We start from the raw sequence: 17,764 nt of genomic DNA, 5'->3' as shown, positions 1-17,764 counted from the left end.
AATGGCAGAGCGCTCGAAGCGGGAGTGGTCTGAGTTAGGTTTAGCAACGTGATGGCGTTGCCACAAACAGCGTTGCGACGCCGTATGGGCCTGCTCTTCAATCGAACGCTCCGACTGCTATTAATGCGATCGGCCAAGTGCAACAAGGGGCGACTTTGTTCCGCATCGGGACGCTTGGTCAAAGTCAGGCAGCAGAGGCACAATTCTGGTCATTGCAAAATCCTTTGACCACGCCAAACTATCCGAGCCTATATGGGATTCCACCGGAAAACGTTACTAACGCCAACTTCGTAGAAACCGCCATCCTAAAACCGGATAGTCCATTTGTTACGCGTCCTGCTCCGCCGGTTGGCACAAATCCCGGAGGTGGGATCGAAGTTGTGGTGCCAAGCGGTGGGGTTCAAATGAAGTCTTTTGGTACTCAGTGAGCATCCGATGACAATTGACGCATATCAAGAAGCAAGAGCTATAGCCGACTCTCTCGAGAAAGTCGGCTTGGGTGAGTATGCTGGTCAAGTTCGTGGTTCGCTTGCCGAGGGGGCAACCGGTACGGAGATTTACATGATCTTGCGTTGGCGTTTGGCAAACATTGCCAACGATGCTGCCCTCCCAGCCGAATTGAAGACCCGTTTGCTGTCGTTGCACGACTACCTTGATAGGGCCTTGGGGCCTTAGAGGGAATCGTGTTTCGTAGGCCCATATCGCTCCGAAAAAATTCGCGCTAACGCAAAACGTTTTTACCACGGGCTAGCCTTGCATCGGTTATTGCCCGGACAGCAGCAATGAGACAAACCCGGCCGAGTGCCAGGTTTGTGCTTTATGGCGTCTGAGTGTGATGCGGTGCTGCGAACCAGGAAAAATGCCGCTAATGACGGCCAGCAGACATAAAAAACTAAAGATCGGGGAAGCACTTGAATACCAGCCTTCGAGGGATGAGGCATTTACCACGCCTGTCCCATCTACTGTTTGTGATTGCCGTTGACGCAACCCTCACAGTCGCAACAACTGCAGCCCACGCCGCCGCCATCGTCCCCGACGGCGGCACGGCTACGACCGTCACCACGTCTGCAACCGGCCGCCAAACCGTCAACCTCGCCCCCACCATCGGTGGCGTCTCAAACAACACCTACACCTCATTCAACGTGTCAAAAGCCGGGGCCGATCTGAACAACATCGGCATCAACGCACGCACGATCGTCAATCAGGTGACCAGCACGAACCCCTCGCTGATCCAGGGCGACATCAACGTGCTGGGCCCCCGCGCCAACGTGATTCTCGCGAACCCGAACGGCATCACGATCGACGGCGGCAGCTTCATCAACGCGGGCCACGTCGTCATTTCGACCGGCCAGGTGAGTTTCAACGACATCGTACCGGCTCCCGGTGTGACTCAACGCAACGTCGTGCTAACCACCAACCGCGGCGCAATCACCATCGGCCCTGGCGGCTTGAGCGGCACTCTCGTCAATCTCGACCTGATCGCCAAACAGCTATCGGTAAACGGTCCCGTAAAGAACGACTTCACAACCTCGACAGGCGGCGTGCGAGCGATCATCGGCGACAGCACGAATACCTACGACACCAGCCTGTCCCCTGGCGACAACAATCACGACTGGCTCGTCAACACGACCTCACCCGGCACAGTTAATTCCGCATTGGCCGTCGACATCACCGCTCTCGGAGGACTGACCGGTGGCCGTGTTCAACTCATCGTTACCGACAAAGGCGCGGGTGTTCGCAATCTAGGCGCGATCTATGCAAGCGCGGGTGACGTGGTGGTGTCGTCGCTCGGCGACATCGGCGTAACCGACGGATCGATCAAGGCGGAAAACAATATTCAGATCTCCACACCGGGTGCGTTCTCGTTGCAGGGCGCGCAGATGTCCGCCGCAAACGGTGTGACGCTCAGCGCGAACGGCATCACGCTAGTCGACGATGCTACCGGCGGCTCAACGCTCAGCGAGCAAAGCGGCGCGATCAAGCTGACCAGCACCGGTGACATCTCCAATACCGGCAGCCTGATTCAGGCGGGCGCTATTACCGCCACCGGTAGCGGAGTCGGCGGCGATGTGACATTGAGCGCCACAGGCAACATCCTGAATCGTTCGAGCGCGGCGAATCTGGGTGTTGTCTTCGCAGCGAATGGACAAACGTCGCTAAGCGCACAAGGCAACATCACCAACGAGAACGCTCGCATCCTGGCGAACGGAAAAACGAGCGTGACCGCTCAAGGCGACGTTTCCAACATCATCGATCACACCGACGGCACCAACGGCGGCCAGCCGCTCGCGTACTCGCATACGGGCGGCAGTTTCGTGTTCTTCACGCATAGCACCAGCGGTTTCGACATCGATTACGGCACCGTCGCGCAACCCGCCCAACTGGCCTATATCGCCTCGACCGGTGGTGCGGTCACGATCTCGGGGAAGAACGTCACCAACTCCGGCGGCCTGATCCAGTCGAATAAGGGAGACATATCGATTACCGCGCAGCAGTCCTTTACCAACACTGCGGTGTTCTCGGGGCAAGCCAGCTATTCGCGCGTCTGCTGGATATTCTGTCATGCGAGCGCGTCGAGCAATGTGATGCCTAATGGCGGCACGATCCAGTCCGGCGCGGACATCGCGATTTCCGCGGGAACGGTTGCGCGCAACATCGGCGGCAACGTCTTTGCAAGTGGCAACCTTAACGTGTCGGCACCCGTAACCTACGCACAGGGCGTAACCGGTTACTCGGCAATCAATCAGGACCGTGGTTTCAAGGCATTCTTCGGCAGTACGTGGGCGCAGATCATCGCGAGCGATGTCGGCGGAGGCTTCACGGCCAACGGTTCGGTGTCGCTGGTCGGCAGCGCCGTGATCGATGGCGGTTACATCACGGGTAACAACGGCGTCTCGGCGAGCGGTGGCGTGACGACTATCCGCGCGCCCGCGACGACACCGGTTCAGATCGGCCAGCATCTCGGCATGACGACGTGGTGGTGGCATTGATGCAATCCGTATCGACCAGACCGCGCCTGAAGTGCGCGGGGATAGTGCGTGCGGTCACGCTCGTCTTCATGCATAGCGTTGCCGTCCATGCGCAGACACCACCGTCGCCCGCCCAGGCCTTACCGTTGGCGCGTCCGATTCAGGACCCGGCGCAGCTGATCATCGACCAGCAGCGCGAACAGGCGACGCAGCGTCAACTGAATCAGCCGCCCGCATCGATCGCGCTGCCGGAGCCGGCTTCGCAAGGTTCACTCGACGTTCCACTGGACACGCCGGTCGATCAGATTGTCGAGACGGGACCCGCGTTTGCGATCAACCGCATCACCGTGGACGGCAATACGGTACTCGCGCAGAAGCGCATCGACGCTATCGTTGCACCGTTCGTCGGTCACGAACTCGGCTCGCATCGTCTGAACGTGCTGCTCAAACGATTGACCGACGCGTTCGTCGCATCCGGCTATATCACGACGCGCGCGTTTCTGGGCCCGCAGAATCTCGAGTCGGGTGTGCTGAAAATCAGAGTTCAGGTAGGCCGCATCGCGGGTTATACATTGAACGGCAAACCGTTAGGACAGCGCCTCAAGAAGGACGAGCAGTCAGCCGGTGGTGGACTCTTCACTGACGCGGGATCGGAGTGGGCATTTCCTGCGGCGCCTGGCGACGCGCTCAACCTTGGCGACATCGATCAAGGGGTGTCCCAGATCAACCGGTTGCGGCGCAATCAGGCCGAAATTCAGATTCTGCCCGGCCAATCGCCGGGTGATTCGATCGTCGCGATCAACAACCGGCCCGGCGACCGCCTTTACTACAGCCTGGGTGTCGACAACTACGGAAGCGCTGCGACTGGCATAACCCGCTACCGTGCGGGTGTGGAAGCGGACAACCTGATCGGCTTGCAGGAGTCGATCAGCCTGAATTTCCTCGACAGTGAGGACAGCAATGCGTTCGTGGGCTCGTTTGCGATGCCGTATGGCCGTCACACATTCAGCTATACGTTCTCCGATTCGGAATACCAGCAGCTGGTTGGCACGAGCGCGCTGATGTACGGGCGCACGCTGAGTCATATTCTCGGCTGGAACTACACGCTGGATCGCACGCAGGCCGGCATTGCAAACATCGACGCCACGTTGTCATGGCGGCGCACTGATCGCGAAATCAACGACATCGAATTGAATCCGCAGCATATTGCGGTACTTCGCGTCGGCGGTAACTGGTTGCGCAAATTCGTGCTGAACGACGCGCCAGGCAATGTCACGCTCGACGCCGGTGTCTCACAGGGATTGCCGTGGCTGGAGGCGGATCATGACGCACATGGAATTGGCCGTGACGACGCCCATAGCCAGTTCACCAAGCTGGACGCGACGGCATCGTTTACCGTGCCGCTTCCCAGGGCAGGTCGTGCCGCGTTCGCGTATCGCGGTGTTTTGAGTGGTCAGTTCACGAATGTCGCGCTGTACGGTTCCGAGCAGATCTATCTCGGTGGCATGGATACCATCCGCGGTTTTCGCTCCGGCGAGATCTCAGGCGACCGGGGTTTGTATTCGCGCAACGAGATCGCATGGGTGAATGCGCCCGCATGGCACGACGGGCGGATCGAACCGTACATCTTTGTCGATGCGGGAAAAGCAAGTCTCATTGCGCTCCAGGGATTCCCAACACTGGCGGGTGCGGGCGCCGGGTTGCGCGCGCAGTGGTTGTGGCATCGGCAGATGCTGTCGGCAGAAGCGCTCGTTGGCCGTGCACTGACTCAACCGGCTACGCTCGGCCCCAGGGCAACCCTGGTGCTTGCAACAATTAACTGGAACTACTAGTCGTGAAAAATTACCACCTGTTGTCCTTCATCGCAGCGAGCGCTGTTTATCTGGGCGCAGCCTCTACCGTTTCTGCACAGACGGTTGCTACAGACTTGCCAGCGGGTGTCGTGGCAGTTGTGAATGGAGTGCCCGTCCCGCAAATCCAGCTGGATGCTGCAGTACAGGCATCACGTCAACCGGACACACCGCGCCTGCGCCAGGTTCTCCGGCAGCAACTCATTGCCCGGGAACTCTTCAGGCAAAACGCGGAGAAGCAGCATTACGACTCGAAGCCGGAGGTGCAGCAGGCGATGGCTGCCGCGAGAGCTAACGCAGAGACGCAAATCTATCTGAGAGACAACATTCATCCGGAAGCCGTGACGGATGGGCAGATCAGAGCCCGCTACGATGAGATTGTGGCGTCGCTCGGCAAGGAGGAATACAAGCCGCGTGTTATCGCTGTTGCGGATGACGTGACGGCCAGCCTGGTGATCGCTCAACTGAAGACTGGCACAGCGTTCGATGCGTTGGCTCGCCAGTACAGTGTGGCGCCCAGCAAGGCGGCTGGTGGCGAAATGACGTGGGTGAGTTTCAAAACGCCAGTGACGGAGGGCCATACGCAGGGGCTGCCACTTGCGATAGCTCAGGCGATTACGCAGTTGCCGGTCGGTGGCGTCACGTCTACGCCGATTGCGACTGCAGATGCGCGCGTGATCGTCAAGCTCGATGCGAAGCGGGCCACACAGGTGCCGACTTTCGATCAGGCGAGGGATACGATCCTTCAGCAGTTGCAGACGCTCGCGCTGGAAAAGGCCGCGGCGACTTTTGTAGCAGATCAGGTCAGGAACGCAACGATTCAACAATAGCAATGAGGCGAAGCCGCCACATCGTCAATTCGGCAGACCGGTTCTGCGACCGTTTTGTTATCGGGCTGCCCGTAACCTGCGACTGTTATCGTGGAGGCAGATGGCGAGTCGCAATCGCCGTGACGCGCACACTGTCGCCGATCCGTTCGCCCCGATCGGTGTGGCGTATCTGACCGCTTTCCTTGCCCGATACGCCGTTGTCTTCAAGCGGTCCGTCCCGTGGGCAGCGTGCCCGCCGGGACGGAAAAACCTGTTGAGCGCAACAGGCTGCTATGGTTTTTTCATGAACTCTTCTTCGAGCTTGAGAAGCTTTCTCGACCGCGCACGAAGTCGTCTGGCGGGCGTGCCGAAGTAGACGCCCCACGGATCGAGGTTCTTCGTTACGAGCGACAGCGCCCCTATCGACGAGCCCTCGCCGATGGCACATCCCGGCAGGATGACGCTGCCCGATCCGACGATGACGTGGCGTCCCAGGTGCACCGGCGCAACCTTCACGTTCAGGTAACGACGCGGCACAGTCGGATTGGTGAGCGCGGCGCCGGAGTAGTCGTCCGAGGTGCTGTAGATACGCACGCCTTGCGACAGGCCGGAGAAATCGTCCAGTTCAATACCGCCGCCACCGGCGAGGAAGCACATGCCGCCGATGTGGACATGCGAACCGATGTGGATGTGGCCGCCTGATGCCGACAGAACCGTCGGTCCATCGATGCGCACGTTGTTGCCAATCGTCATATTTTCGATGCCGACGACGATACAGTTGCGTGCAATACGCACATTGTGTCCGACGGACGGCAGGCCCAGCTGGGACAGCTCATCTTCGGTAAAGTAGCCGGGATTCAACGGGTTATTCATGGTGGTCTCCTGCCGGGACACGGGCCTGTGTCCCGGTTCGTTGGTGAGGTACTGCGAGGTGGATGGATGTAGAGCGGGGCTGGCGGGTCAGCCGGGCTCCGTGATGTCTGACGGTGTCAGGGCGCGTGCTGCCCACGCTCGCACCACGACTGCCATTCGTTGCGCTGGTCAGCCGTGACAATGGCGTTGTCGCCGTTTTCACGGTGAAACGCTGTCGTCCATCCGTCGATGCAATTGGCGGCAGCCGGCCTGCCTGATGCTGTTGGCGGGGCCTGTGCGGGATCTGATGCCGGTGGGTGCTGGCCTGCGCGGCAGGACGATTCCCACTGTTGCCGCAGTTCTGCAGGCGGAAAGGCCTGATGGCCTGGCACGGCACGATAGGCGTCGTCCCATTCGTTCATGCAGCTACCAAAGCTGGAGCCGTCCGCGCCGACCTCGACACCGTTCGAGTAGGTCTTCCCAGCGACGGGGGCGCCACTTGCATCCCATTCCTGATACGCGCCGTTGAGTTTGCCATTCGCATAGGTCGCCCTGAGTGTGACCTGCTTGCCATCGGGCGCGTAGTGAACGACTTCGCCCTCGTATTTTCCGTCGACGAACGTTGCCCGCTTCACGAGCGCGCCAGTGCTGGCGTCGAACGCTTCTTCGGTGCCCGATGCGACGCCGTTGTTCCACGGGAAGGTGTGAACAAGCTTGTGCTCGGTCCAACCATAGACTTTCTGCGTACCGTCGGGCTGGCCGTTGCGGAACGTGACCTCCATCAGCGTGCCGTTGTCCTGCCCACCGGAGAGCCTGAAGGAACCGTCCAGTGCACCGTGCGTGAACGACGATTCGATGCGCACCACGTCCGATGACGGATCTTTGCAGACCGCCTTGCCGTCCGGCAGACCGTCGGTGATCTGGACATCGCATAACGCGCCGGACAGGAGCGTCGCTGCACCCGAGGCACCAAGGAACGATTGCGCGTTGCGTTCGACAGCAGGCGTGCTGTCGGCAAGCGCGATGCTGGTGAGCTTGCCGGTCAGCTGGAATCCGGCCTGTTCGATCAGTAGCGCACGATCCGGCACATTCGTGAGCTTCCCGGAAAATGGCGCGTTTGCGTTGCCGGCGTAGATCTTGCCGTTCACCATCTGGGCGTTGCGATAGTCGAGCACTTCGCCTTTGCAGCCCGCAAGCAGCGCTGCCGCAACGGTGATCGCAGTGAGCATCGCCATACGTCGATTTATGTGGAAGGTTTTCATGGGTTTCAGAGAGATGAGTGGCGATGGCTGCGTATAACCCGTGCGAACAGGGCGACAGGCAGCCACAGGGGAATAAAAAGCGCCGACCGGTGAACCGGCCGGCGAAAGGGTTCTGGCGATCCGAGAGTGACTTGCCAGAACCAGGACACCAGACACAGCATGCGATTGCGCGATGCGGAGCATGGCGACCGGATCAGCGACGCAGGAGCGGAAGGAACTGCGCGGCGACCAGACCGTTACCGTAGTCGGACAGGTGATCGCCGTAGCTGTAGAGGTAGTGGCGGTCCATCGTCATCGGACAGACATCCCGCTTCACGTCGCACAGCACGGCGGCGGGGTCGTAGACAAGCAGATCAGGATGGCGTTGCCTGAGTCTGTCGATCAGGTCCTGAAAGGACGCCTTGCGGACGACGTGCTCGCGGTAGCTGATCGCGCAGCGTTGTGCCGCGCTCATGTCGGTCACGCCAAGCGCATGCCGTACGAAAGGCCATGCGAGCGGTCGCCGGTCCATGCACTGCCGTGGATCGCGCAGGCGTGGGTTGTCGAGGACCAGCGCGACGCGCCGACCTGCGTGTTCGAGTGTTGTCACCGCCTGATCGAGACCGTCGAGCGCGGCGGTGGCACGGGGACTGGTCTGCCCGTCGAGGGCGAACGTCTGTCCGATCACGTCGCGGTCCGTCATGACGAGCACGACAGTCGTAAGCTCGTGATTACCGAGCAGCATCGGCAGCGCCTTCTGGTTGGCGTCGCGGCACGCCTGGGGATTGTCCCCCGCATTCGGCGACACCCGCTCAACGCCAACCATTGGTGCGCAGCTCGCGCGAGCGATCAGTGTCCAACTCTCTTCTGGTGGAGAGAGCCGCACCAGCCCCCAGTAAAGCGCATCTGCCTTGCTGTCACCCCATACCGCGTAGTGTGACGTTGCCCGTTTGTCCGTCGCACAGAACTGGAACAGATGCTGGTCCGACGATGCAACGCCGCAGGTCGGATTGACGAACTCGTGACCTGCGCCGAGCTTCGCCGTGCTTACATCTGCATCAGGGCTGTACCCCTTGCGGAAACCTAGGCCATCACGTGCATACGTCATACCGCCGGCATAGCCGAGGGCGAGCATCGCGACGCACGGTGCGATGAGTTTCCATCGAGCCGGTTGCCCGAAGCGTATGGGGCCCTCCACCGCAATGGTCGTAATCCACGCGAGTGCGATACTCAGGATAACGACGCTCGCGCGTACAACCGGTGACGCAGTGCCACCCGCGATGATGGTGACGAACGACAGTAGCGGCCAGTGCCACAGATAGAGCGCATAACTGATCCTGCCGAACCAGATCGCTACGGGATGGGCGAGTAGGCGTCGGTTTAGCCACGCTTTACTTCCAGCGGCTATCAGCGAAGCTGCTCCCAACACCGGCAACAATGCCCACCAGCCCGGAAACGCCAGTTGCGAGTTCAGACCGAAGAAGGACACTGCGCAAAACAGCAGGCCGAGACCTGACAGGGCGTTGGCGTTCGCACGCATCCGGCGGTGCCAGCTCCCGCCTTGCGACGCGATCGCAAGCCCCGCACCGACAAGCAATTCCCAGAAGCGCGTGACCGGCCAATAGAACGCCGCAGACGCGTGATGTTGGATAAGTGCGGTGTTCAGAATGAAGGAGCCCGCCCCCACGACAAGCGCTAGCAGCGGGATCCTGCCTCGCCTGAACGCGATAGCCAGCAGCAGCGGCCAGACGATGTAGAACTGTTCCTCGACCCCCAGTGACCACAGATGCAGCAGCGGCTTCGTATTCGCAGCATGGTCGAAATAGCCCGACTCCGTCCATAGCGTCCAGTTCGACACGAACCCCACACCCGAAAGGATGTGTTTGCCGAGTTCCCTGTACTCGTCCCCGTAGAGACAGAACCAGCCCATCGCATATGTAGCGAGCAGCACGACGGCGAGTGCCGGAAAAATTCGGCGTATACGTCGCGCATAGAACCGCACGATCGAAAACCGTTCTGCCAGAGGATCGGCAATGAGGATGCCGGTGATCAGGAAACCGGAGATGACAAAGAAGATGTCGACGCCGGTGAATCCGCCCGGCAATCCAGCGGGGAATGCGTGGAAGACGACAACGGCGAGCACGGCGACGGCGCGCAGGCCGTCGATGTCGGGACGGTAGACGAGAGCGTCCACCGCAGCTGTCGTTGATGCGGGAAGGGTTCGGGTCATGATCTCAAGTGTGGTGTTTATCCGCCGAGTGGACTTTTAGCTCAAAAGGTTGAATATCAACCTAAAAAGCCCTTCATGTCAAAGGGGCGATGCTCAACCATTCCGGTTGACCGGGAGGTAGCATGTCGAAATCGGACACTGAGGATCTGGCTGTGGTGGTGGGGCGGGCGATTGCGAAGCAGCGCGTTATTAGCGGCCTGACGCAGGACAAAGTGGCTGAACAGTTGGGAATTGGCCTGGAGGCCGTGTCCCGGATGGAGCGCGGGGTGGTTATCCCTACTGTGGTACGTCTGTTTGAGCTAGCAGACATCTTCCAGTGCGAGGCAGCCGACCTGCTGACTGAAGCCAGCAGCCGGTCCAGCGACCAGGCAAGTCATCTGAACCAGTTGCTGTCGCGGCTATCAATGGCCGATCGCACGATGCTGCTGGAGGTTTTCGAGCGTCTGTCGGTGCGTCTGACCCGTCGTCAGACGGATGCCGCGCGTCATTAATGCCCGCGCAGTGAGTCGCCAAGGGACCGCGCCAGCCGAAACCTCTCAACCGGTAGCAGCACGAAGGTCGCTGATCGCTCGTGTGTTGTGTGCATCCAAATTTTTTGCCCGGATGACAGGATGTAGCAAGACAGCAGGTAATCTCCTGTCGTGAGCGCACGTTCGTTGCGTTGCCAGTCCTCGTCGGTGAGCCGGCCCCAGTCGCCGCGCATGTGACGGATCAGGAAATGGACAGGCGGGACGCCGGCGGCGTGCAGCGCCTCGAGCGCACCCAATGACACGAAGACACAACCGAGTTTGACGCGGATCGGCGCACGGAGCCGGGTAGGAAGAACGCGGCTCGTCATTTCAATAGTCGCCCGGTAACAGGAACGTAGTCGAGGAACGATCCCATTCCGTGATGAGCCAGACAGTCTGCCGGTTGGGCAGAACATAGCTGGAGAGGATGCGCAGGCCGGTGTCGACCGACAACTCGTTCTGCTGGCGGTCGGACTCGGACAAGGCGCCCCAGTCGCCACGGAGATGCCGGAACAGCAGGTCGAGGATCGGGACGTGCGCATCGGCGATGACTTCGAGCGCAGCAGGCGTGGCGAAGATCCGGCCGGGCCTGAAGCGCGGGCCGGTGAGCCGGGTAGATGGCAGATTCATATTGGTTTTCTCCGGGAAACAGACGTGCGCGCACCTCCGGGCAAGCCGGATGCGAGATAGCTAAAACGGGGGGATGGAGCGCGGGACGCGGGACGCGCGGGGGGCTATCGGGCTTCCGAGGCGAGTGCGTTCGGGTAGTGCTTCGCGAGAATCAGGTTCATCTGCCTGACCAGTTCGGGCCGCTTGAACGTCACGTGCCCGTTGCCGTTCCTGAACCAGCGCAGATGGAAATAGGCGTTTTCCGCCTCAGTCTGCCGTGCCTGCTGCGCATCGGAGACGAGACAGTACGCGCCGTGACGGTGGTCCGGTTCCGGCTGTCCGTCGAGCACGCAGAACGCGCGGATCAGATCGTCCAGTTCATCGGTGACGCGGTGATTCGTGCTGCCCTGCGAAAGCAGGTACTTCACGATGATCCGCTTGCCGAATCTGAACGGCTGGTTGGCCCTGTAATCCCACGACAGCCGTCGGAAGCACTGGAGCACACCGCGTTCGAACATGTCGCCGCGCGAGCTGTAGAGCTGCGCGAACGTGGCCTCGATGTTGGCGGCGGTAAGTTCCGGTACGTCGCCTTCGGCAAGCTGTTTGCTCCACTGTTCCCGGGCGCTGGCGTCCATGAAGGTGCGCAGGCCCGATTCGGACAGCAGATAGCTCCAGCCGCGCGTGTCGATCGCGCTGACGATGGCGGCTTCAGCTTCGTCGCGCTTCGCATAGTCCCCGGTAATGGTCGGCTTGCCGCGACAGCCGTAGCTGTCGTCGAGCACGAGCCGCGGAAAGCCGAGGTTTGCGGCTCGCGCGAGCCGTTCGGCTTCGGCGAGCAGATCGAGCGCCTGCCGGACGCGTTCGACGACGGCAAGGCGTTGGTTAGCGAGATTGGTGATGCTGATGCTTTTGACGAGATCAGTGGTGGAGTCCATAACGCCCCAGTAAGGTTGGTAGCCAGGAAAAGAAAAAGCCGGGCACGAGGCCCGGCGCTTATGCCGTTATATGACGTTCGGCGAGCTGACGGCGCAGCGCGGCGGCGCGTGACTGGGCGCAACCCAGATGACGGCGGATGTCGGCGACGGTCGGTCTTATGTGCCCGGCGGCGATGTCACGAACGAGCCGGGCCACGTCGTCATCGATTGACCCGATCTCTCGTGATGGCGTGACAGGATCGTCGCGCGGCGTGTGAATGCCGGTCGGACTGCTGTGACTGGGAGTCACGCTTTCGCGACTAAAACTCCCGTCATGGTGGTCGGGTGTGACCGAAGTGACTCCCGATCCAGTCATGGCAGTCACTTTCGCGTCTGGCGTGACTGTCGGCCGAGTCGTGTCAGTCATGGTCGCGACGGGCGAGGCTGTTGACGGCGTTGCCTGAGTCGCGACCGCTACGTGAGCCGGTAAGGGAAATACCCGGAGCGCGACCGTCCACAGCAGGCAGGCAACCCCTTCGAGTACGGCCGCGAACAGTAGTCCCGACAGCACATCGACACGCGTGACGGTCGTACCGAGTAATACCGCGAGTCGCGCTGTGACCGGATCGGCGAATAACGCGTCGCGCTGCACCGTGATCCGGTCGTCCGCCGTCTGTTGTCGCCGGACGTCGTCGGCTTCGGCGTTCAGCGCGTCGAGTTTTGCGGTGAGCGTCACGCGACGCGCTTCCAGTGTCGGGCAGTCACGCGGACAGCGCTGCGCCTGCGCGAACGCAAGTTGACGTGTCACATTCAACCGCTCGGCCATCACGATGGTCAGACTGCGACCGGTGGACGCAACATCGACGGTCGCCACGGTTGCCGCCCGCCATTCTCCCGCGTGCTGCTGGGCGAGCACGAAGAACAGGACATGGCCGTAACACGCGGTCGCCAGACAGGCGCCCCATAGAAGGCTGCCTACGGCGCGCATGACGATCGGCGCATCCCGGATCAGCGCGGGCAGCAGATGCGCGCTGACCACCAGCACGACACCGACTGCTACCCACACCAGTCGCTCGGCCAGTGAGCCGCCGCGTTGCCAGTCGGCGAGAACCGACAGGCATAGCGCGGTGCCTGTTGTGCCGACTGCCAGCACGAAGGCCCAGCGACGCGTCCCGATCATGCGGCTTTTCCTCCGAGCAGTGCCGCCTTGCGCTCCAGCTTGTCGCGCAGCGTCGTGGGGGCGGGCGCATCCGTCGTGCTCCTGTCACCCGCATCCTGCCGGTCAGGCGCAGACTCCGGATAGAACTCTTCGGCAACGGCCGCCCGCTCGTCCGGACTGTCCTCAAAAGCGCCGTTGGCAAACCCGAGCCGTGCTGCGGTATCGAGCGCCGCCTGGTCAAAGCCTGCTGCCCGGCGTCTCGCGTCCAGCTCCTTCGCCTGTACGAGCGCGTCTTCGAGCGAGCTTCCCGAGCGCACACTGAGATCGACGTAATAGATTGGAGACCGGTAGCTCTGCGTGGTCGACTTGCCGCGCAGTTTCAGTTCCAGTTGTAGGCAGGCGAGCAGGTCGCCCGAGACCGCGCTGAAATAGTGAAGTCGCGCCGCAAGGGTGCGGATCGAGTTGTACGAGGTCGTTCTGAAAATGAACGAGCCGAGTTCGTCCTCGTCACCGATTGTGACGTTCAGCCGTCCATAGGGCTTGCAGTTGCCCGCACGACCGAATGCGCAGCCGTCTGGAGACGGGCAGGGCAGTTCCTCGATACCGGCGTCGCCCGCCCGCCTGCACGTCTCGCCGTTACCGACGCACACGGGACGACCGGTATCGCGGTCGAACAGCGAGTACTCCGCCCGCAGATTGAGGCCGGGATCGTTGAACAGGAAGCGCACGGGAATCGCGCGCAGTTTGCCCGTGGTGGCCTTGCGCAACGATTCATTCAGCGGATGCAGCATCCAGCCGTCGCGCTGCTGCACCTGGGTCGTCAGCGTAAACTGGTCGTCTGTTTCCGGCAGGCGCTTGCCCTGTTTTTCAACAATGCGCCCGATGGAAATCCTCCCGACAACGGGCGGCGTAATGGCTAATCCTTTCAACATAACGATTCCTTCAGATGGAGATGGGAAAGAGGGGGAAGTCAGACGGAGACGAGAAAGCGACGTGAGCCGGGTTTCGGGATGGCGTACTGCTGCTCTAGCTCGGGTCGATCGGCCAGCAGCCGCGTCAGATCGACCGACGACGAATCCTTGCTACACCTGAACGACACCGAGCCGGTTTCGAACACGGCGCGCACGGCATCGCCCATCGCCTGTTGCAGCGTTTGCTTCAGTTGTGCTTCGATTGCCTGTCGTGCCTCGATTTCGGCCCGCACGGCAACCAGATCGGCGAAGACAGAAGACAGGTGGCGATCGTCAGTGAAATCGACTGCGCCGCCGTTGCCCGGATGGAGATGCCGCAGCGCGCGATCGGCAGACTCCGAGCCGTCGGCGGGCGGCGGCTTGTCGGATTCCACGAACTGCCAGAAGCGCGTTTCGAGCTCAATCAACCGCCTGATCAGGGAGTCGTCGCGCTCGATGCGATGAACTTCGAGCGCCTGTCCCCACAACAAAACTGCGACGTGCGCAGCCTGTTTGCCTGTGACGGCCAACTGGTGCTGCACCTGAAGCTGCACGTACTCGGGCACGCCATCCCGCCATAGCCTTGCGCCGAATTCGCCGGCTGTCTTGCACTCGAGGACCTGCACACCGGGCACACCGACAACTTCCCTGTCGATGTTTGCCAGCATGAAAGGGACCGACCGATGACGGAGGATCGCGTTGACTTTGCGTACCTTGTTGCCGGTCTGCTGCGTGTAGGCAGCGGCGACGATAGGTTCGAGCAACGTGCCCCAATAAGTTGGCGACGTCGTATCGTCGGGATCAGGGCGGGGCAGACCGTCGGCGCGTCCGGTTTTGTCGAGCCACAGTTCGAGCTGGCTGACATACGGATTCAGGCCGACCGCTGCTGCGGCGTCTGATCCGCCGATTCCGGATTTCCTCACTTCCAGCCATTCGCTGCGCGACAGAGCCTTCGTGTCGACCAGCCGAAGCGCGGGACGCCTCCGGTCGTGGCCGTCTGTCTCAGGTTGACTCATACTGCCTCCAGAATGAACAACGCCCGGCTGATCGGAATCCGGCCGGGCGTGTATGCAGTAACTGCAACGGCGTGTGTCTCATGCGACGAGCTTCATCGCTTCGTCCCACGCACGCTGCTTGAGGGTGGCGCCTGCACCGAACCAGGCGGCGTCAAGCCGGTGATCGTCGCTGCGAGCGCGTCGATGGTGATCGCAATACTCGGTCACCGCGTTCAGCAGGCCCCATGCGGTGCCGGATGCGGATTGCAATTCCGCGCCCTTGCCTCGTCCTGCGTAGAGCTGGCCGACCGCCTTGATGGCGCGATCGTTGACGGTGGTCGCGTCGCGATCGGCCGGGCTCGTTGTGGAATAGGTGAGTACACGCCGCAGGAATTTTTCTGCGACCGCATCGGACACCTTGCGCTCGGACAACGCTTTCATCCGGACCATGAACGCATCCCACGACGACACGGCAATACCCAGCTGGCGTTTGACGGCCTGCGCATCGAACTGGCTCCGATGCGGTACCTTGACGGCTCCCGCGCCATCACTGAGTGCGATTGCGAGCGTGTTGTTGCAGACGACGCGCACGGAGGTAAATTGCGCAGTGGTTGCCAGCGTGCCGTCGCAGGCAGTGGCCAGGAGGATGTAGCCGTTGACCTCGTCGCGACCCTTGAGCATGGCCGACTGCCCGGTCTTTGCGAGCGCCCAGAACTTGCGGCCCTCCTTGAGTACGCCTGCCGTTTCCAGCTCGTAGCCACCGACTTCCGTCAGATCCCGGTAGAACTCCAGGATCTGGGCGGGTTGAACGACCTGATAGCGTGACGACACGACCGACAGCGGCGCGCACGTATCCGAGCGGTACAGGACTTTCTGTTCCGGGAAGGCGTGAATTGAACCGAGACCCGCGCGGTTGACTGCGCTGCCGGCTACAAAGCGCACTTCGGCCTCCTCGATACGCCAGTCCATGCCAGCGGCTTTGGCCCAGATGTCGAGAGGTTGATTAGGCGCGAGTTTGTTGCCGAGGCCGTGCCACGGTTCCTGGCCGACATAGGCCATGGTCTGGAGTTTGTTGCCGAGGCCGTGCCACGGTTCCTGGCCGACATAGGCCATGGTCTGGACAAGATGCATGTTGAACTCCGGGAAAATGAAAACGGCATATAGCCCGGCAGAAGCCGGACAGGTTTGGGATCAAGGGAAATGAAGCGGGGGATTGATGCAAAGAGGCGAAGAGCGGGGGCGAACGACAACGAAGACTGGTGTTACTGGGCGCTGAAGGTGTGACCGCAGGAGAGGCACTGGTGGTTGTCGAGCACGTTGTCGTCAATCGCGCCACCCACCGCGGAGCCGGCGGCGCAGCCTGCGGCGCTGCCGAGCAGCCCGGCGATCACCGCACCAGCAAGACCACCGAACACGGTGCCGACCGGGCCGGCGATTGAGCCGACGACTGCCCCCGTTTCCGCGCCAGCGAATGCAGCCGCCATGCCTCCTGTAGCCCCCGCCACACTGCCGATCGTGCTACCGGCCTTGCGGGCACGATTACGCGTGTCGATACGCGAGGACAGGCAACGCGGACAGCGGAGGACTGAGGCCGACGACGGCGCGGGGGCTGGCCTGGCAGATGGCTCCGGCGTCGCCGGCTCGCCCATCAACGAGCCAATCGCGTCGTGCAGATCGTGGCGGGCTTCCGCCGCATGAGATGCATGGACGGGTGCTTCCTGCTGGCCGAATGGGTGCCAGGGTCCCTGTGATCCGGTGCTGGATTCGTGCACCGGGTGAGTGACGTAATCGGGATACGGCGCACAGGCTTCCCACTCATCGGGTTCTTCAACTGCGACGGGAGCTGGCGTCGGTGTATCGGGCCGGGTCGGTCGATCCTTGGTGGCAATCGCATAGAGGCCATAGGCAAACATTGCAACGAGCGCTAGCGTCAGGGCGCCGGGCAGAAGGAAAGGGGTGAGATTCATGTGTACTCCTGAGCGAAGTGCGCCGATGCGGGAATGCACCGGCGGAGCGGCCTTGGTGGCCGTGCTCAGGGGAGTGATATGTAGCCAAAGAAATCTAGAATTCTCTTGAGGACGGGTAGCTACGCACTACAAAGTCGTCTGGGCGAGTTCACTCACGTCGATGACGACCCGTTGGGAGGACGAGATTTATCTCCGGACGATCGAAACAGATCGATGGGTCTTCCCACGACCGTCTCAGGTCGACCGATACTTTTGAAAAAGTCGCTGCGTGGCTTTTTCAATTCTCTGGCAAGAAAATCGACGATCTCAGATCGGCCTGCGTGCCGCTCGCGAACACCGGCCGAGGGTGAGAAGACCCCCGAAAACCTCGCAACAGAGGCAGGCAACGACTTTTTCAACAGTATCGACCCGAAGCAGTCACTCGAACCGATGCGTTTCAAGGAACGGAAACTGAACAAGATCGGTCATTGCGTGCCGTCACTTCGAAGCCAACGGGCGCACCGTGCTTTCCAGTCCCCTTGCCCGCGCGACGCGCTCAATTCTGCCAGGGTTTCACCGTTCGTTCGTGCGACGTCGCTTTGATGGCGTGGCGCGTCAACCATGAAACATGGAAAACATATTCGCGATTTGACAAAAAATCAGGCTTCGAATCATTTTGACCGGATCGCCGGAGCATTTTCACCCGCCCGCGCCAGCGCTTTTCGACTATC

At 61.2% G+C, this 17,764-nt stretch carries 16 protein-coding genes; 5 read left to right on the top strand and 11 right to left on the bottom strand.

The genetic code is table 11. From position 1 onward, the window contains the following. Window positions 1–932 precede the first annotated feature (932 nt). From PQR67_RS24210 to PQR67_RS24200, 3 genes are all read left to right on the top strand, one after another. The gene (locus PQR67_RS24210; protein ID WP_408464837.1) at window positions 933–2,990 is read left to right on the top strand and encodes a two-partner secretion domain-containing protein; all 2,058 of its coding nucleotides are present in this window, start codon (window positions 933–935) and stop codon (window positions 2,988–2,990) included. A gap of 68 nt (window positions 2,991–3,058) precedes the next feature. Continuing rightward, complete coding sequence (locus PQR67_RS24205; protein WP_408464969.1) at window positions 3,059–4,801, top strand: ShlB/FhaC/HecB family hemolysin secretion/activation protein; 1,743 nt, start codon at window positions 3,059–3,061, stop codon at window positions 4,799–4,801. Between the two features lie 128 nt (window positions 4,802–4,929). Next, entirely contained in the window at window positions 4,930–5,649 is a 720-nt protein-coding gene (locus tag PQR67_RS24200) for a peptidylprolyl isomerase (protein ID WP_408464835.1), read from the top strand. A 270-nt stretch (window positions 5,650–5,919) separates the two neighbouring features. On the opposite strand, the gene PQR67_RS24195 is transcribed toward PQR67_RS24200, so the two are convergent. The 3 genes from PQR67_RS24195 to PQR67_RS24185 form a co-directional block, all read right to left on the bottom strand. After that, the gene (locus PQR67_RS24195; RefSeq protein WP_408464833.1) at window positions 5,920–6,501 is read right to left on the bottom strand and encodes an acyltransferase; all 582 of its coding nucleotides are present in this window, start codon (window positions 6,499–6,501) and stop codon (window positions 5,920–5,922) included. Between the two features lie 116 nt (window positions 6,502–6,617). Next, a complete protein-coding gene (locus tag PQR67_RS24190) occupies window positions 6,618–7,925 on the bottom strand; it encodes a toxin-antitoxin system YwqK family antitoxin (protein WP_408464831.1) in 1,308 nt (435 codons plus the stop codon). Window positions 7,926–7,935: 10 nt separating this feature from the next. Beyond that, window positions 7,936–9,915: an acyltransferase family protein gene (locus tag PQR67_RS24185; RefSeq protein WP_408464829.1), complete on the bottom strand. Its 1,980-nt coding sequence runs from the start codon at window positions 9,913–9,915 to the stop codon at window positions 7,936–7,938. Between the two features lie 158 nt (window positions 9,916–10,073). On the opposite strand from PQR67_RS24185, the gene PQR67_RS24180 reads away from it, so the two are divergent. Next, window positions 10,074–10,442, top strand: coding sequence for a helix-turn-helix domain-containing protein (locus PQR67_RS24180; protein ID WP_408464827.1), 369 nt, complete (start codon window positions 10,074–10,076; stop codon window positions 10,440–10,442). Here the strand turns inward: PQR67_RS24180 and PQR67_RS24175 are convergent. The 8 genes from PQR67_RS24175 to PQR67_RS24140 all read right to left on the bottom strand — a co-directional run bounded on the left by PQR67_RS24175 (window position 10,439) and on the right by PQR67_RS24140 (window position 17,054). Then, window positions 10,439–10,789 carry a hypothetical protein gene (locus PQR67_RS24175; RefSeq protein WP_408464825.1) on the bottom strand — a complete coding sequence of 117 codons (351 nt, stop codon included), beginning with the start codon at window positions 10,787–10,789 and terminating at the stop codon, window positions 10,439–10,441. The genes PQR67_RS24180 and PQR67_RS24175 overlap by 4 nt on opposite strands. A 1-nt stretch (window position 10,790) precedes the next feature. Continuing rightward, window positions 10,791–11,090 (bottom strand): hypothetical protein, encoded by a 300-nt coding sequence (locus tag PQR67_RS24170; protein ID WP_408464823.1) that lies wholly within the window; start codon window positions 11,088–11,090, stop codon window positions 10,791–10,793. 104 nt (window positions 11,091–11,194) lie between these two features. After that, complete coding sequence (locus tag PQR67_RS24165) at window positions 11,195–12,004, bottom strand: DUF4942 domain-containing protein (RefSeq protein WP_408464821.1); 810 nt, start codon at window positions 12,002–12,004, stop codon at window positions 11,195–11,197. Between the two features lie 58 nt (window positions 12,005–12,062). Then, on the bottom strand, window positions 12,063–13,160 hold the full coding sequence (locus PQR67_RS24160; RefSeq protein ID WP_408464967.1) for a hypothetical protein: 1,098 nt from the start codon (window positions 13,158–13,160) through the stop codon (window positions 12,063–12,065). Next, on the bottom strand, window positions 13,160–14,074 hold the full coding sequence (locus PQR67_RS24155; protein WP_408464819.1) for a recombination directionality factor: 915 nt from the start codon (window positions 14,072–14,074) through the stop codon (window positions 13,160–13,162). The genes PQR67_RS24160 and PQR67_RS24155 overlap by 1 nt, the downstream gene beginning before the upstream one ends. Before the next feature lie 38 nt (window positions 14,075–14,112). Continuing rightward, a complete protein-coding gene (locus PQR67_RS24150) occupies window positions 14,113–15,108 on the bottom strand; it encodes a YqaJ viral recombinase family nuclease (protein WP_408464817.1) in 996 nt (331 codons plus the stop codon). 78 nt (window positions 15,109–15,186) lie between these two features. Then, the gene (locus PQR67_RS24145) at window positions 15,187–16,200 is read right to left on the bottom strand and encodes a DUF932 domain-containing protein (RefSeq protein WP_408464965.1); all 1,014 of its coding nucleotides are present in this window, start codon (window positions 16,198–16,200) and stop codon (window positions 15,187–15,189) included. A gap of 149 nt (window positions 16,201–16,349) precedes the next feature. Beyond that, window positions 16,350–17,054: a hypothetical protein gene (locus PQR67_RS24140; RefSeq protein WP_408464815.1), complete on the bottom strand. Its 705-nt coding sequence runs from the start codon at window positions 17,052–17,054 to the stop codon at window positions 16,350–16,352. Window positions 17,055–17,267: 213 nt separating this feature from the next. Between PQR67_RS24140 and PQR67_RS24135 the strand changes: the two genes are divergently transcribed. Next, window positions 17,268–17,636 carry a hypothetical protein gene (locus tag PQR67_RS24135; RefSeq protein ID WP_408464813.1) on the top strand — a complete coding sequence of 123 codons (369 nt, stop codon included), beginning with the start codon at window positions 17,268–17,270 and terminating at the stop codon, window positions 17,634–17,636. Window positions 17,637–17,764 lie beyond the last annotated feature (128 nt).

This window comes from Paraburkholderia fungorum (assembly GCF_046026025.1).
GTDB lineage: Bacteria > Pseudomonadota > Gammaproteobacteria > Burkholderiales > Burkholderiaceae > Paraburkholderia > Paraburkholderia fungorum_E.
Note: the sequence above shows the minus strand (reverse complement) of the source record. Positions and strands in the feature narration are given on the sequence as shown.

Coding starts and splice junctions, on each gene's coding strand:
- PQR67_RS24180 (WP_408464827.1), top strand. CDS start 10,074: ATGTCGAAATCGGACACTGAGGATCTGGCTGTGGTGGTGGGGCGGGCG.
- PQR67_RS24145 (WP_408464965.1), bottom strand. CDS start 16,200: ATGGCCTATGTCGGCCAGGAACCGTGGCACGGCCTCGGCAACAAACTC.
- PQR67_RS24195 (WP_408464833.1), bottom strand. CDS start 6,501: ATGAATAACCCGTTGAATCCCGGCTACTTTACCGAAGATGAGCTGTCC.
- PQR67_RS24190 (WP_408464831.1), bottom strand. CDS start 7,925: ATGCTCCGCATCGCGCAATCGCATGCTGTGTCTGGTGTCCTGGTTCTG.
- PQR67_RS24170 (WP_408464823.1), bottom strand. CDS start 11,090: ATGAATCTGCCATCTACCCGGCTCACCGGCCCGCGCTTCAGGCCCGGC.
- PQR67_RS24165 (WP_408464821.1), bottom strand. CDS start 12,004: ATGGACTCCACCACTGATCTCGTCAAAAGCATCAGCATCACCAATCTC.
- PQR67_RS24175 (WP_408464825.1), bottom strand. CDS start 10,789: ATGACGAGCCGCGTTCTTCCTACCCGGCTCCGTGCGCCGATCCGCGTC.
- PQR67_RS24155 (WP_408464819.1), bottom strand. CDS start 14,074: ATGTTGAAAGGATTAGCCATTACGCCGCCCGTTGTCGGGAGGATTTCC.
- PQR67_RS24150 (WP_408464817.1), bottom strand. CDS start 15,108: ATGAGTCAACCTGAGACAGACGGCCACGACCGGAGGCGTCCCGCGCTT.
- PQR67_RS24140 (WP_408464815.1), bottom strand. CDS start 17,054: ATGAATCTCACCCCTTTCCTTCTGCCCGGCGCCCTGACGCTAGCGCTC.
- PQR67_RS24210 (WP_408464837.1), top strand. CDS start 933: ATGAGGCATTTACCACGCCTGTCCCATCTACTGTTTGTGATTGCCGTT.
- PQR67_RS24205 (WP_408464969.1), top strand. CDS start 3,059: ATGCATAGCGTTGCCGTCCATGCGCAGACACCACCGTCGCCCGCCCAG.
- PQR67_RS24135 (WP_408464813.1), top strand. CDS start 17,268: ATGGGTCTTCCCACGACCGTCTCAGGTCGACCGATACTTTTGAAAAAG.